Source organism: Streptomyces sp. NPDC008139, assembly GCF_042957025.1.
Classification (GTDB): Bacteria; Actinomycetota; Actinomycetes; order Streptomycetales; family Streptomycetaceae; genus Actinacidiphila.
In genome coordinates this window covers 113,015-126,650 of sequence record NZ_JBIBHM010000001.1, presented here as the reverse complement: position 1 = coordinate 126,650, position 13,636 = coordinate 113,015, and the positions used below count along the sequence as shown (strand labels likewise).

Here is a 13,636-nt window from a genome sequence, read left to right as displayed (position 1 = left end):
CGGTCGGCGGCCGAGCCGGCACCACGCCGAGGCCCCCGGCCGGGAGGACCTGCGGCGTGGCTTGCGCGGGCTCGTGCCACGCGCCGGTCAGTCGACGGCCGGGCGCAGCTCCATCGTGCAGCACTTCACGCTGCCGCCGGCCTTGTGCAGCTCCGACATGTCCACGGGGACCGGCTCGAAGCCCCGGTCGCGCAACGGCCCGAGCAGGCCGGTGGCGGTACGCGGCAGCAGGACGTTGCGGCCGTCGCTGACCGCGTTGAGGCCGAGCGCGGCGGCGTCCTGCGCCGTCGCCAGCAGCGCGTCGGGGAACAGCCGGGCCAGCACGGCGCGGCTGCCGGGGGAGAATGCGCCGGGGTAGTACATGATCTCGTCCCGCGCGTCGTCGAGCACGGCCAGCGCCGTGTCCAGGTGGTAGTAGCGCGGGTCGGTCAGCTCCAGGCCGATCACCGGACGGCCGAAGAACTCCTGCGCCTCCGAGTGCGACAGCGGGCTGCTCCGGAAGCCCTGGCCCGCCAGGATCCACGTCGCCGTGACCGCGAAGTCGCCCTCCGCCTCGTTGATGTGCACCGGCTCGCGCGGATCGGGAAAGCCGTTGCTCCTGAACCACGCCAGGTGCGCCGGGGCCTCGGCCTCGCGCTCGGGGTTCGCGAACCTCGCGCCCAGCACTTTCCCGTCCACGACGGTCGCGCCGTTCGCCGCGAACACCATGTCCGGCAGATCCTCCACCGCGTCCAGCAGCTCCACGGTGTGGCCCAGCGCCCGGTACCTGTCGCGCAGGTCCTCCCACTGGAACAGGGCCAGTGCCGGGTCCACCGGCTTCGTCGGGTCCATCCACGGGTTGATCGAGTACGTCACTCGGAAGTGCGCCGGTGGACACATCAGGTACCGGCGGGGTGTCGCAGTGCGCAAAGAGGGCTCCTCGGGGGGTGGTGAAGGGCCGCCTCCGGCGGACGGTCGGCCCCCCGGAGTTCGTACGTACGCCCCGATTCTGCGCCTCCCGCTGGGGTCCCGCACCACCAAGTTCCCCAAAGGGTCACCCCCTTTCCCCGCGCCTCGCGGAGGTGGGCGCCCCTCCGGGTGCGCGACCCCCCGTACGGTTCCTCCACGCAGGGCGTGTCTTTCGGGGCGCTGCACGACGCTGCCGCAGGTCACCACCGGCCCGGTGGGGCAGTTCGGTTGGGTTCGGACCACCGGCCCGGTGGGGGCGGGCCGCGCGGTTCCTCCCCCGGCCTTCGGCCGGGAGGTGCCCCCGGCGCCCCTGGCGGGGCGACCGTCTTTCGTCGGGGCGGTGAGCCGGTCTTTTGAGGGGCGCGGGGAACTGCGCGACAAGCCACGGCGCTTCCGCAGGTCACCACCGGTCCCGGTGGGTGGGGGGGCTCAGCGGTGGGGGAGGATCAGCGGAGCGCCGCCGCGGGGGTGGGGGAGGACTTCGACGGGGTGGCGGTAGACGGCGGAGAGCCGTTCGGCGGTGAGCACCGCCGCAGGCGAACCGTTGGCCGTGACGCGGCCGGAGGACAGGATGGCGACGCGGTCGGCATGGGCGGCGGCGAGACCGAGGTCGTGGAGGACGACGACGACCCCGCGCCCGAGAGCGGCCTGCTCGCGGCAGACGCGCAGGACGAGCTCCTGGTGATGAAGGTCAAGGGCGGCGGTCGGCTCGTCGAGCAGAAGCAGCGGCGCGCGTTGGGCGAGCACCCGCGCGAGCGCGACGCGGGCGCGCTCGCCGCCCGAGAGCGCGGGATAGGCCCGCTCGGCGAAGCCCGTGACCTCGGTGGCGCGCATGGCCGCCGCCACGGCGGCCTCGTCCTCGTGGGCGAGGACGGTCCCGGCCCACGGCGCGCGCCCCATCCGTACGACCTCGCCGGCGGTGAAGGGGAAGGCGAGCGGCGAGGACTGGGGGAGCACGGCCCGGCGCAGGGCGAGCTGACGGGCGGTCCAGCGGCCGAGGGGCGCGCCGCCGACGCGCACCTCACCGGAGTCGGCGGGCACGTCACCGGCCAGCGCCCCCAGCAGCGTGGACTTGCCCGCGCCGTTGGGCCCGACCAGGGCGAGCACTTCGCCCGCGTGGACGGCGAGGCCGACACCGTCGAGCACGGGGCGCCCGCCGAGCCGTACGACCAGGTCGTCGGCCTCGGCCAGGACGTCGCCGGGGGCGGGCGGCGGCGGGAGGGACGTACGGGCGCGGCGTCGTACCGCGAGCGGCCTCATGCCCAACCCCCCTGCCGGCCGCGGGTCCTGCGCAGCAGCCAGAAGAAGAACGGGCTGCCGACGAGGGCGGTCAGCACACCCAGCGGCAGCTCCGCGGGCGAGGCGAGCGTACGGGCGGCGAGGTCGGCCGCGACCAGGACGAGCGCGCCGCCGAGGGCGCTGCCCGGCACCAGGAAACGGTGTCCCGGCCCCGCGGCCATCCGCAGCAGGTGCGGTACGACGAGCCCGACGAAGGCGACGATCCCCGCGACCGCGACGGCCGCGGCCGTCAGCAGCGCCACGATCAGGATCACCGCGATCCGCATCCGTTCGACGTCCACGCCGAGGTGCTTGGCCTGGCGTTCGCCGAGCGCCAGCAGGTCCAGGCGGCGGGAGAAGAACGGCGCCACGGCGAGACCGGCCAGCGCGCAGGGCAGCACCGCGAGCACCTTCGGCCAGCTCGCCTGGGCCAGCGAACCGAGCTGCCAGAAGGTGATCTGGGTGAGCTGCGAGTTGTCCGCGAAGAAGACGAACAGGCCGATGAGGGCGCCCGCGAAGGCGTTCACCGCGATGCCGGTGAGGACGAGGGTGACGACCTCCGTCCGGCCGCCGGACCGGGACAGGCCGTACACGACGAGGACGGTCAGCAGCCCGGCGACGAAGGCGCACACCGTCACCGACCAGGTGCCCGCGAAGGTCAGGCCGAGCGCGATCGACCCGACGGCGCCGACCGCGGCGCCGGACGAGATCCCGATCACCCCCGGCTCGGCCAGCGGATTCCCGAACACGCCCTGCATCAGCGCCCCCGCGCACCCCAGCGAGCCGCCGACCAGCAGCGCCAGCACGATGCGCGGCAGCCGTACGTCCCACAGCACCGACTCCGCCACCCGGTCCAGCCGGTGGCCCCCGAGCCCGCAGCGGTGCGCCACCGACGCCAGCACGTCCTCCGCCGGAATCCCGTACGCCCCGATCCCGGCCGACACGACGCTCAGCACGACCAGCCCCGCGGCCAGCACCCCGATCAACACGGTTGCCCGGCCACGCCGGTTGGCCTGACGGCCGGTCGGCCGCGGCCCGTCGTGCGCGATCCCCGCGGGCCTGTTTGTTTCCTTGGGCCCCGTTTTCGTATGCGCCGCCTCATCGTGCGCCGGTACGGAGTCCTGGGCTCCTGGGCCGACGTCCCGAGCGGGAGCCGGAGTCGTGGTCGGCTGGGTGTCGTCGTCCGTCCCGGTGGGCGCCGTGTGTTCTTCGTTCGGGGAGGCCGTGGTCGTCATGGGCCGGGTCACCGGGCCTTTTGGTGGATGCCGGTGGTGAGCCGGCGCAGGACGGAGTCGGTGCGGGGGCCGAAGTTGAGGAGGGTGCCGTCGTCGATGGCGACGACGCGGTGGTCGAGACCGGCGGGGGTCTGGGCGACGCCCGGGACCTTTTCGAGGCCGCTGACCCCGCCGACGGAGTCGAGCCCCTTGGTCATGACGAGGATGACGTCGGGCGCGGCCTTCACCAGGGCCTCGCTGGTGATGGGGGTGAAGTCCTTGTCGAGGCCGGAGGCGGTCCCGGCGTCGACGCCGCCCGCCGCCGCGATGAGGGAGTCGGCGCCGGAGCCGCGCCCGCCGATCAGGTAGACCGACGCGGTGCCGCGCAGGTAGAGGAAGGCGACGCGCGGCTTGTCGGCCGTGCTCGGAATCGTCGCGCGGACGGCGTCGATCCGCTGCGCCGTACGCGCGCGCAGTGTGTCACCCGCGGCCTTCACGCCGAGCGCGGCGGCCACGGCGTCGATCCGCGGGCCCACGTCGTCGAGCGAGGTCGCCGTCCTGACGACGACGAGCGGGACGCCCGCGTCGCGGATCTGGCGGATCGCCTCGGCCGGGCCTGTGGTGTCCTCGGCGAGGACGAGGGTGGGGTGCAGGGACAGGACGCCCTCGGCGGAGACGTCGTGGGCGCGGGTCACCACCGGCAGCTTCGCCGCCTGCGCGAAGGTCGCCGTGATGTCGCGCGCGACGACGTTCTTGCCGAGGCCCAGCGTGAAGACGATCTCGGACAGCCCGCCGGTGAGCGGCACGATCCGGTCGGCGGCGGTGACGGTGACCTTCCGGCCGTCCGCCGAGGTGACGGTGGCGGGCAGTACGGGCACGGGCGCCGCACCGGCCAGCGGTTCGATCCGGTCGGCGTCCGCGGTTCCGCTCGCGCTCGACGTCGCCCCCGAACCGCTCGCGGACGGCCCCGCCTTCCCCGCCGAGCCGCCGCACGCGGTGAGCGCGAGCGCCAGCAGGCCGCCGAGCAGCGAAAACGCCACGCCCTGCGCGGCGCACGCGTTCCGCGGCACGGGAGCGCGGCGCCGCGAGCGACCGCGCCCCGAGGCGTCGGCTTCCGGGGCGGCTCGGACGGCGGTCGGTTGTGAACGGGCGGCAGACGAACGGGGGGTGTGTGACGCGGCGAGATCCGGGGCGGCTCGGACGGCGGTCGGTTGTGAACGGGCGGCAGACGAACGGGGGGTGTGTGACGCGTCGGCTTCCGGGGCGGTCCGGACGGCGGTCGGTTGTGAACGGGCGGCCGGTGAACGGGTGGGTTCCGGCGCGGTGCGATCGCCCAAGTCGGCCTGGGCACGGCTGCGTTGCGGAGTGTCGGCGTCCGAGACGCCCAGGAAGCGCCCGGCCTGCGAGGCCGTGCCCGGGAGGCCCGCGGCATGCGGCTCGGCATCCGCTCGGTCGGGACGTCGTTCGGAACCTGTTCGCACTGCCATCCCGCCCCTTGCCGTGGTGCCGTCACGTCGTGATGCCGCTGTGCCCGCGCGCCAGCGCGTTCGGCGACGTCGCGGGAGGGTTCCCGCCGGTCGGTGATTAGCTTAGGTTAGCCTTACCTTAATTCGCCAGTCCTGGAGGGGTCCATGCCGCTGTTCCGTCATGCCCGCGTGCGCCGTATCGGCGGCTGGGCCGTCTCTCTCACGGCCGTGAGCACCGCGCTGCTCGGCGCGGTCGCGCTGACCGCGCTGACCGCGGTGCTGCCCGCGTCAAGGGCGGACGCCGCGACGAGCCGTACGGTCGCCGGGGGACGGCTGGACTGGGGAATCAAGGCGTCGTTCCAGAGCTATGTCACCGGGCCCATCGCGAAAGGCAGTTGGGCGATGACCGGCGGCGCGGGCACCTTCGGCAGCAACCAGTTCCGCTTCCCTTCGGCGCGGGGCTCGTACGATCCGGGCAGCGGCGCGCTGACCGCCGCCTTCGCGGGCGGCGTCCACTTCCTGGGGCACCGGCAGGCGAGCGGCGCCTATCAACTCGACCTCACCGTCAGCCGTCCCACCGTCAAGATCTCCGGCGGCCACGGCACCCTCTACGCCGACATGCGCAGCAAGGACAAGAACACCGGTCGGGTCACCACCACCGCCCAGCTGCCGCTCGCCTCGCTCGCCGTCGGCGGCGTCAACACCCGTGGGGTCACCGGGTCGCAGATCACCCTCAGCGGCATCCCGGCCACCCTCACCTCGCAGGGCGCCCGCGCCTTCGCGGGCTACTACACCACCGGCACCCCGCTCGACCCGGTCAGCCTCTCGGTCGACCTGCGCGCACCCGCCTCACCGACCACCGCCCCGCCGCGGACCCCGACCGGCGGCGCGAGCGACAAGGCGTCGGGGAAGCCGACCGCCACCTCGACGACCGTGCCCGGCACGGTCGTTGACGCCGCCGCCGACTGGGGCGTACGCCGCACCTTCCGCGAGTACGTGACCGGCGACATCGCCAAGGGCCGCTGGACGGTGGCCGGCGGCGCGCGGGACGGCGGCGCCCTGTTCCGCTTCGGCGCGGGCCGCGGCACGTACAACGCCTCGCACCACTCGCTGGACGCCCGGTTCGGCGGGACGGTGCGCTTCGTCGGGATGAAGGCGGCGGACGGCACGTACGGGCTCGACCTGTCGATCAGCGCGGTCCGCGTCACGGTCGCCGACGGCAAGGGCACGTTGTACGCGGACGGCGAGCCGTTCATCACCTTCGCCGCGCCCGCCGCGCTCGCGCCGAAGAACGGCCTGATCTCCCTGACCGAGGTCCCGACCACGCTGACGGCGCAGGGCGCCACGGCGTTCAACGGCCTCTACACCGCGGGTACTTCGATGGACCCGCTCACCCTCTCCGTCGCCCTCGACAAGGCGGCGGCCCTGCCCGCGCTGCCCGACATCGGCTCCGACCCCACGGCGTCCGCCACCCCGGCGGCGTCCCCGGCGCCGAGCACCGCACCCGCCGCGCCGCGCACCGCACCCGCCGCGGACAGCTCGCACGGCGGCGCGCCGGTCGGCCTGCTGGCCGGCGGTTCGGCCGCGGTCGTCGCCGCGGCGGCGGTCGTCTTCACCGTCGTACGGCGCAAGCGCCGTACCGGAGACGGTGGCTGACGGCGCGTCACCTCCCCCCGCACCTCGCACCACCCGCTCGAATCGCAGCACAGCAGGACGCGTACGGCCGCACGCACCGTGCGGCCGCAGGGCCCGTACGTCCTCCGTACGGCCGCATGCCCGCACCGGGCACCACCGCACCGAGCACCACCTTCCGAGGAACACAAGGAGCACACCACCCCATGACCGCCAGCCTCAGCTCCCGCGCGCTCGCCCTGGCCATAGCCACCGCCACCGCGGGGGCGGCCACCGCCCTGCTGGTCCCGGCGTTCGCCGCCGCCGACTCGCCGTCGTCCCCGGCCGTACCGCTCACCGGCGGCACCTTCGACTGGGGCGTCAAGCAGTCGTTCCGCTCGTACGTGACCGGCCCCGCGGGGGGCACCATCACCACCGCGGACGGCGCGACCGCCAACTCCAACGGCACCTTCCACTTCACCAACGGCGAAGGCTCGTACGACACTTCGACGCACGGCGTGACCGTCGGCTTCGACGGCAGCGTCGAGTTCGCGTCCACGCTGCACGGCTTCGACATCAAGCTGGCCGACCTCAAGGTCGTCACCGTCGGCACCACCGGCAAGATCACCGCCGATGTGACCGCCGCGGGCAGCACGTCGAACGACGTGGAATTCGCCACGCTCGACCTGGCGAACGTCAGGCCCGGTGGCGGCGCGGGCGGCGCGATGACCTTCAACGGCATCCCGGCCACGCTGACCGCCGACGGGTCGAGCGCCTTCAACGGCATGTACCAGCCCGGTACGGCGCTGGACGCCGCCGACCTGTCCGTCACTCCGGGCGCCGCCCCGACGACGACGCCGCCCACCACCCCGCCGACCACGGCCCCCACCACGCCGCCGACCACCGCCCCGACCACGAACCCGCCGACCGGCGAGCCCACCGGTGAGCCCACGGGCGAGCCGACCGCCACGCCCACCACGACCGCGCCCGGCGGGCCCGCCGCCGTCGTGGACGGCAACCTCGACTGGGGCGTCAAGCAGTCCTTCCGCTCCTACGTCACGGGACCGATCGCCGACGGCAAGGTGGAGCTCACCGACGGCGCCACCGGCACCGCCTCCGGCTACCGCTTCCCCAAGGGCGCCGGCACCTACGACGCCGACACCAAGACCCTCAACGCCTCCTTCTCCGGGGGTGTCCGTTTCCTCGGCCACCTCCAGCAGGGCACGTACGCGCTCGACCTGAAGTTCGGCAACTTCGCGGTGGCCACCAAGGGCGCCACCGGCACCCTCACCGCCGACGTGTCAGCCAAGGACATGACCTCGGGCAAGGTCACCGACTACAAGGGCATCGCCGTGGCCACCCTGAGCGGTGTCGCGCCGACCGCCGACGGCGACGTCGTCACGGTCTCCGGCGCCTCCGCCGTGCTCACCGAGGACGGCGCGAAGGCGTTCAGCGGCTTCTACAAGGCGGGCGACGCCCTCGACCCGGTGACGGTCGCCGTCTCGCTGGACGACAGCGCCACGCTGCCGACCGGTTCGCCGAGCCCGTCGGCCGGTTCGTCGGCCGGTTCGTCGGCCGGTTCCTCCGACGGCGGTACGACGGGCGGCTCCACCAGCGGCGGTACGACCGGCGGTTCCGGCAGCACGGTCGGCGGCACCGGCAACGGCTTCACCACCGACGGCGAGCTGGCCTCCACCGGCTCCGGCACCCCGTCCGCCGCTCTGCTCGCCGCCGCGGGCGCCCTGCTGGTGACCGGCGCCGCCGCGACCGTCACCGTGGCCCGCCGCCGCAACAACGTCTGACGCAACAACGCCTGACGCGAAGACGTCTGACGCGGCACCGTCCGACGCGAAGACCTCAGACACAGCCGAAAGCCGGGCGGCCCACCATGAGTTCAGGTGGGCCGCCCGGCTTCGCGGATGTCGTACGGACAGTGCGCCCTCACGCGGAGAGCGGGAAGGCGTCCCCCAGCTCACGGAAGACCGCGATGTTCAGCGCGAAGGCGGTCCTGCACTCCTCGACCACCCGCTGCTTCTCCAGGTCGTCGACCGCGAGGCCGTCCAGCAGTTCGCGGTACTCGCGCTTGAAGGCGGCCGGGTTGTCGATGCCCTCGAAGACGTAGAAGCGGACACCGTCGCCCTTGCGGGCGAAGCCCCAGGTCTTCTCCGCGACACCGCGGACGACCTGGCCGCCGGAGAGGTCGCCGAGGTAGCGGGTGTAGTGGTGCGCGACATAACCGGCGGGCCACTCGCGGGCGACCTCGGCCACCCGGGCCGCATACCGGGCGGTGGCGGGCAGCGCGGTCGCGCGGTCCTTCCAGCCCTCGCCGAGCAGGTGGTCGAGGTCCTGTTCGAGGGAGGCGACGCGCAGCAGCTCGGTGCGGGTGAAGGGCGCGGCCACCGAGTCGTCGGCCAGCAGGTGCGCGCCCTCCTCCAGCGCCCGGTAGACGAACCAGAGCTGCTCGGTGTAGCGCGCGTACGCGTCCACGCCGAGCCGCCCCCCGAGCAGGTCGTCCATGAAGGTCGAGTCGTGCGCCTCCTGGTGCTGGGCCCGGGTCGCGGCGCGGATCACGGCGGAGAAGGGGGATGCGGCGGACGGTGCGTCCGCAGTGGCCGACGTGTCCGAAGTGGCCGACGGAATCGACGTGGTCAAAGGAACCTCCTGGTCAAGGCTGTGCGCCGACCTCGATCCTCCCAACTTAGGCTTACCTAAGTCAATAGGTTGCCGACATGATGTCGGAAACGGCCGCCATGGGAACACTTCCACCCCGGGTGGGTGTTCATTCCTGGCAAGAGGGAGGATGTGCTCCACCGTCCGCGTACCGTGGTCCGCGGGACGGGAGTGGCGAGGAAAGGAGCCCGATGGCAGGCAAGAGCAGGGTGTCCGACTGGTTGCGCCGCCGTACGGAGAGCGCTTCGGGCAACAGCCGGGCGGCCAGGGCGGCAGCCGCCGCTGCCGCCGACGACCTGCGCCGTGACGAGCTGATCCAGGCGGCCGTCGCCGCCTCGTATCCCGTCGCACCGGCCGTGCACCCCGAGGGCTTCGGCTGTTCCTGCGACCGGATCGGCTGTCACATCCCCGGTGTGCACCCCGTCTCGCAGGCGTGGCAGACCCAGGCGAGCACCGACCCGCAGCGGGTCGCCCAGTGGCTCAGCGGCCAGCCGCTCGCCAACTTCATCACCGCCACCGGGCTCAACCACGATGTCCTCGACGTCCCCGCGGAAGCGGGCCGCGTCGCGCTGGAACGGCTGACCGCCGACGGCGCCACCATCGGCCCGGTCGCCCTCCAGGGCGAGGACCGGATGCTGTTCTTCACCGCCACCCGCGGCACACCCGCCGACGAGGACGAGTGGTGGCCCTGCGCCCTTGACTGCAATCCCGAGACCGCCGACGAGCACCCGGGCATCCGCTGGCACTGCCGCGGCAGCTATGTGCTGCTGCCCCCGGCCCGGCTGCCCTCCGGCGGCACGGTCGTCTGGCTCCCCGATCTCGGCCCCGACCTCCCGCTGCCCGACCCGCTCCCCGTCCTCGACATCCTCACCGACGCCTGCGCCCAGTTCGCCTACGAACCCGAGCCGGAACCGGTCGCCCGCACGCGCTGAGCCCGCCCCCGCTGAGCCCCTACGCGCCCGTCGCCGAGACCAGGCCCGCCAGGCGGCTGAGGACGGCCGTTTTCGCGTCCGGTCCCGCGCCGCGGGCGGGGACCGTGGCGGCCTGCTGGGACATACGGGAGAGGGTGACGGATGTGCGGGGGGTGCCGGTCATCAGGGCCTTGGTGTCCTGGTCGATGCTGAGCTGGTAGCCCTCGCGGTACGTGGCGCGGGTCTGATGGCGACTGGCGAACAGCACGAGCGCGCCGCCGGACCTGGTACGCAGCGCGACCGGGGTGAAGTCGCCGCCGTCGGCGGGCTGATCGGCGTACTGCGTCACGGAGTTGGCCGTACGCCGGTTCTTCTCGCGCCCGGCCAGCAGCTCGGAGGTCGCCGGACCGTCGGCGAACGCCGGTGCGGCGGGGGCCTGTTGGAGATACGAGGTGTACGCCGTGCTCAACCGGCCCGGCTGCACGAGCAGATCGGTGCCCCCGGCCGGCAACGCCTCGGCCAGACCGTCCTTGTCGGTGGCGAGGGCGGGCAGCGCGTCCGGTGCCATGACGGCCAGGAAGGACGCCTTCCACGGGTCGCCCGCGGTGAACCGGCGGAAGACCAGCAGCCACCGCGAGTCGCCGCCGCGGTTGGTCGCGGTGTCCGCCACGAAGAACTTCGGCCAGCCGCGCTGCCTCGGCACCAGGAAGCGCGAGTCGGAGAAGGCCAGCGGCGTGAACGACGCGTTGCCCTCGGGGTGGTTGGCGTGCTTGGCCCGCACCCCCGCCTCGTCGATGGCGCCCAGCGCGCCCGACTCGATCTCGGCGACCAGCGACTCGTCGTACGCCTTCGTCGCCGCGTTGTTGACCTTCGCGAAATTCGCCAGCACCTCGGCCGCCTCCGCGGGCCGTACCGACGCGATGTCCGCGCGCTCACCGTGCACGGTGACACAACCGGCCAACGGCACCGCCAGCGCGGTCGCCGCCGCCGCCAGACACAGGCTCCGACGGTTCATGGCAGGGTCAGCACCTCCGCGCCGTCCGCCGTGACCACCAGCGTGTGCTCGAACTGGGCGGTGCGCTTGCGGTCCTTGGTGACCACGGTCCAGCCGTCGTCCCACATGTCGTACTCGTGCGTGCCCAGCGTCAGCATCGGCTCGATGGTGAACGTCATGCCGGGCCGCATCACCGTCGTCGCCCGCGGGTCGTCGTAGTGCGGGATGATCAGCCCCGAGTGGAACGCGGTGTGGATGCCGTGCCCGGTGAAGTCCCGCACCACGCCGTACCCGAAGCGCTTCGCGTACGACTCGATGACCCGGCCGATCACATTGATCTGCCGCCCGGGACGTACCGCCTTGATCGCCCGGTCGAGCGACTCCCGTGTGCGCTCCACCAGCAGCCGCGACTCCTCGGCGACGTCCCCCACGAAGTACGTGGCGTTGCAGTCCCCGTGCACCCCGTGGATGAACGCGGTCACGTCCAGGTTCACGATGTCGCCGTCGCGCAGCACCGTCGAGTCCGGGATGCCGTGGCAGATCACCTCGTTCACCGACGTGCACAGCGACTTGGGGAAGCCGCGGTAGCCCAGGTCCGAGGGGTACGCCTGATGGTCCACCATGTACGCGTGCGCGATCCGGTCCAGCTCGTCGGTCGTCACCCCCGGAGCGATGGCCTTCGCGGCCTCCTCCATCGCGCGCGCCGCGATCCGCGAGGCGGTCCGCATCTTCTCGACCGTCTCCGCGTCCTGCACCTCGGGCCCGGTGTACGGCGTCGGCCCCGGCTTGCCCACGTACTCGGGGCGCGGGATCGAGGCCGGCACGTGCCGGGTGGGGGAGAGCTTGCCGGGAACGAGCAGCGACTGACCAGACATGCCGACGAGTGTATCCGCGCCCGATCGGGGAACATGGCCGCAGGCGGCCACCCGCGGCACCCCCGACCACAGGAGACGATCATGGCGCTGTTCAGGGCGAAGAAGCCGGCCGGAAAGCCCGGCGAATGGTTCTACTGCCTCGAGCACCACAAGGTCGAGGAGGGGCCCGAATGCCCCGCCAAGGACCGCTTCGGCCCCTACCCCACCCGCGAGGAGGCGCAGCGGGCGATGGACACCGCCGCCGAGCGCAATCTCCAGTGGGACACCGACCCGAAGTGGCACGACACCGCCGACGGTGACGGTCAGGACGCCGGGAACGACAGGCCGGGGGGCTCCTGACGGAGCAGTCGGGCGGAGCCGGTCGTCAGGACGCGGTCGCGGGTGCCGTTTCCGTACCGCCTTCCGCCCCGCTTCCCGCCCCGCTCTCCGTCCCCGCCGCCGGGTGCTGCCGCGCGTCGTACGACATCAGCTTCGGGAGAGCGGCGGCCAGGGCGACGACCGCCGCCGCGCACGCGACACCGCCGGTCCAGACGGAGGTACGGGCGGTGGTGAGGGCGGCCACGCCGCCGCTGCGGAGCTGACCGAGCTGCGGGCCGACCGAGTACGACAGCAGCTCGATCCCCGCCAGGCGTCCGCGCAGCTCGTCGGGGATCGTCTGATTCCACATCGTGGAGCGGCCGACGCCGCTGATCATGTCGCAGCCGCCCGCCGCCGCCAGGCACAGCAGCACCAGCCAGATCCGGCCCGTCCAGCCCGCCGCGGCCATGGCCAGGCCCCAGCCCACGGCCGCGTACACGACCATCCGGCCGTGCCGGTGGATCCGGGTGGTCCAGCCGCTGGTCAGGCTGACCGCCAGGGAGCCGACCGACCCGGCCGCGTACATCAGGCCGAGCGACCACGGCGCGTGCAGGTCGTCCGCGAGGAACGGGAAGATCGCCGCCGGGTACGCGAAGAACATCGCCGCCAGGTCGATCGCGTACGTGCCGAGGAGTTCCTTGCGACTCCACGCGTAGCGCGCGCCCTCCGCGATCGAGCGCAGCGACGGCGGCTTCGCGTCGTGCGCGGCCGGTGAACGGCTCAGCCCCAGGCCGAGCGCGACGGAGAGCGCGAAGGTCGCCGCGTCGGCCGCGTACGCCCACGAAAGGCCCGCGTACGCGATCACCAGGCCCGCGACGGACGGGCCCGCGATGGCCCCGACCTGCCAGCGCAGCGCGTTGAGCGCCGCAGCGGCGGCGAGTTGGTCGCGCTGGACGATCCTGGGCACGATCGCGTCCAGGGCCGGCCGCTGGAGTCCCGTCAGCGCGCTCGACAGCGCCGCCACCACGTAGAGCGGCCACACCACCGGGTGCGGCACCACCGTGTTGACCAGCAGCCCCACCGCCAGCAGGCCCTGCGCCGCCTCGGTCGCGTTGATCAGCAGCTTCCGGTCCATCGCGTCCGCGAGCGCCCCGCCGTACAGCCCGAACACGATCAGCGGCAGCAGTTCCACCGCGCCGATCGCTCCCACCGCGACGGCCGAGCCCGTCAGCTCCTTGATCTGCACCGGCAGCGCCACGAACGTCAGGAAGCTACCGAACGTCGTGATGGCTCCCGCCAGCCACATTCTCCGGAAGTCCGCCGAGGTTCGCCACGGCGTCATGTCGGGGAGCAACGCCCTCTTCCGCTTCCG

12 protein-coding genes are annotated in these 13,636 nt (G+C 73.4%); 4 read left to right on the top strand and 8 right to left on the bottom strand.

What is annotated here, in order from left to right:
- Nucleotides 1-87: 87 nt before the first annotated feature.
- The 4 genes from ddaH to ACFZBB_RS00530 all read right to left on the bottom strand — a co-directional run bounded on the left by ddaH (nucleotide 88) and on the right by ACFZBB_RS00530 (nucleotide 4,510).
- On the bottom strand, nucleotides 88-909 hold the full coding sequence (ddaH, locus tag ACFZBB_RS00545) for a dimethylargininase (protein ID WP_391116371.1): 822 nt from the start codon (nucleotides 907-909) through the stop codon (nucleotides 88-90).
- A 468-nt stretch (nucleotides 910-1,377) separates the two neighbouring features.
- Nucleotides 1,378-2,208, bottom strand: a complete 831-nt coding sequence (locus tag ACFZBB_RS00540) for a heme ABC transporter ATP-binding protein (RefSeq protein ID WP_391116369.1) — start codon at nucleotides 2,206-2,208, stop codon at nucleotides 1,378-1,380.
- The gene (locus tag ACFZBB_RS00535; protein WP_391116367.1) at nucleotides 2,205-3,461 is read right to left on the bottom strand and encodes an iron chelate uptake ABC transporter family permease subunit; all 1,257 of its coding nucleotides are present in this window, start codon (nucleotides 3,459-3,461) and stop codon (nucleotides 2,205-2,207) included. The genes ACFZBB_RS00540 and ACFZBB_RS00535 overlap by 4 nt, the downstream gene beginning before the upstream one ends.
- A gap of 8 nt (nucleotides 3,462-3,469) precedes the next feature.
- Nucleotides 3,470-4,510, bottom strand: a complete 1,041-nt coding sequence (locus tag ACFZBB_RS00530) for an ABC transporter substrate-binding protein (protein ID WP_391116365.1) — start codon at nucleotides 4,508-4,510, stop codon at nucleotides 3,470-3,472.
- A 561-nt stretch (nucleotides 4,511-5,071) separates the two neighbouring features.
- On the opposite strand from ACFZBB_RS00530, the gene ACFZBB_RS00525 reads away from it, so the two are divergent.
- Together ACFZBB_RS00525 and ACFZBB_RS00520 are read left to right on the top strand one after the other, a co-directional pair.
- Nucleotides 5,072-6,562, top strand: coding sequence for an HtaA domain-containing protein (locus ACFZBB_RS00525; RefSeq protein WP_391116363.1), 1,491 nt, complete (start codon nucleotides 5,072-5,074; stop codon nucleotides 6,560-6,562).
- Between the two features lie 182 nt (nucleotides 6,563-6,744).
- Nucleotides 6,745-8,319: an HtaA domain-containing protein gene (locus tag ACFZBB_RS00520; protein WP_391116361.1), complete on the top strand. Its 1,575-nt coding sequence runs from the start codon at nucleotides 6,745-6,747 to the stop codon at nucleotides 8,317-8,319.
- A gap of 139 nt (nucleotides 8,320-8,458) precedes the next feature.
- Here ACFZBB_RS00520 and ACFZBB_RS00515 read toward each other — a convergent pair whose 3' ends face one another.
- Nucleotides 8,459-9,157 (bottom strand): biliverdin-producing heme oxygenase, encoded by a 699-nt coding sequence (locus ACFZBB_RS00515; RefSeq protein WP_391117439.1) that lies wholly within the window; start codon nucleotides 9,155-9,157, stop codon nucleotides 8,459-8,461.
- 221 nt (nucleotides 9,158-9,378) lie between these two features.
- On the opposite strand from ACFZBB_RS00515, the gene ACFZBB_RS00510 reads away from it, so the two are divergent.
- On the top strand, nucleotides 9,379-10,119 hold the full coding sequence (locus tag ACFZBB_RS00510; RefSeq protein WP_355334526.1) for a bifunctional DNA primase/polymerase: 741 nt from the start codon (nucleotides 9,379-9,381) through the stop codon (nucleotides 10,117-10,119).
- Between the two features lie 19 nt (nucleotides 10,120-10,138).
- Here the strand turns inward: ACFZBB_RS00510 and ACFZBB_RS00505 are convergent, their stop codons facing one another.
- Nucleotides 10,139-11,113, bottom strand: a complete 975-nt coding sequence (locus tag ACFZBB_RS00505; protein ID WP_391116359.1) for a hypothetical protein — start codon at nucleotides 11,111-11,113, stop codon at nucleotides 10,139-10,141.
- Nucleotides 11,110-11,967, bottom strand: a complete 858-nt coding sequence (map, locus tag ACFZBB_RS00500; RefSeq protein ID WP_391116357.1) for a type I methionyl aminopeptidase — start codon at nucleotides 11,965-11,967, stop codon at nucleotides 11,110-11,112. The genes ACFZBB_RS00505 and map overlap by 4 nt, the downstream gene beginning before the upstream one ends.
- A gap of 81 nt (nucleotides 11,968-12,048) precedes the next feature.
- Between map and ACFZBB_RS00495 the strand changes: the two genes are divergently transcribed.
- On the top strand, nucleotides 12,049-12,306 hold the full coding sequence (locus ACFZBB_RS00495; RefSeq protein WP_391116355.1) for a hypothetical protein: 258 nt from the start codon (nucleotides 12,049-12,051) through the stop codon (nucleotides 12,304-12,306).
- Between the two features lie 25 nt (nucleotides 12,307-12,331).
- Here the strand turns inward: ACFZBB_RS00495 and ACFZBB_RS00490 are convergent, their stop codons facing one another.
- Nucleotides 12,332-13,606: an MFS transporter gene (locus tag ACFZBB_RS00490; RefSeq protein WP_391116353.1), complete on the bottom strand. Its 1,275-nt coding sequence runs from the start codon at nucleotides 13,604-13,606 to the stop codon at nucleotides 12,332-12,334.
- Between the last annotated feature and the right edge of the window lie 30 nt (nucleotides 13,607-13,636).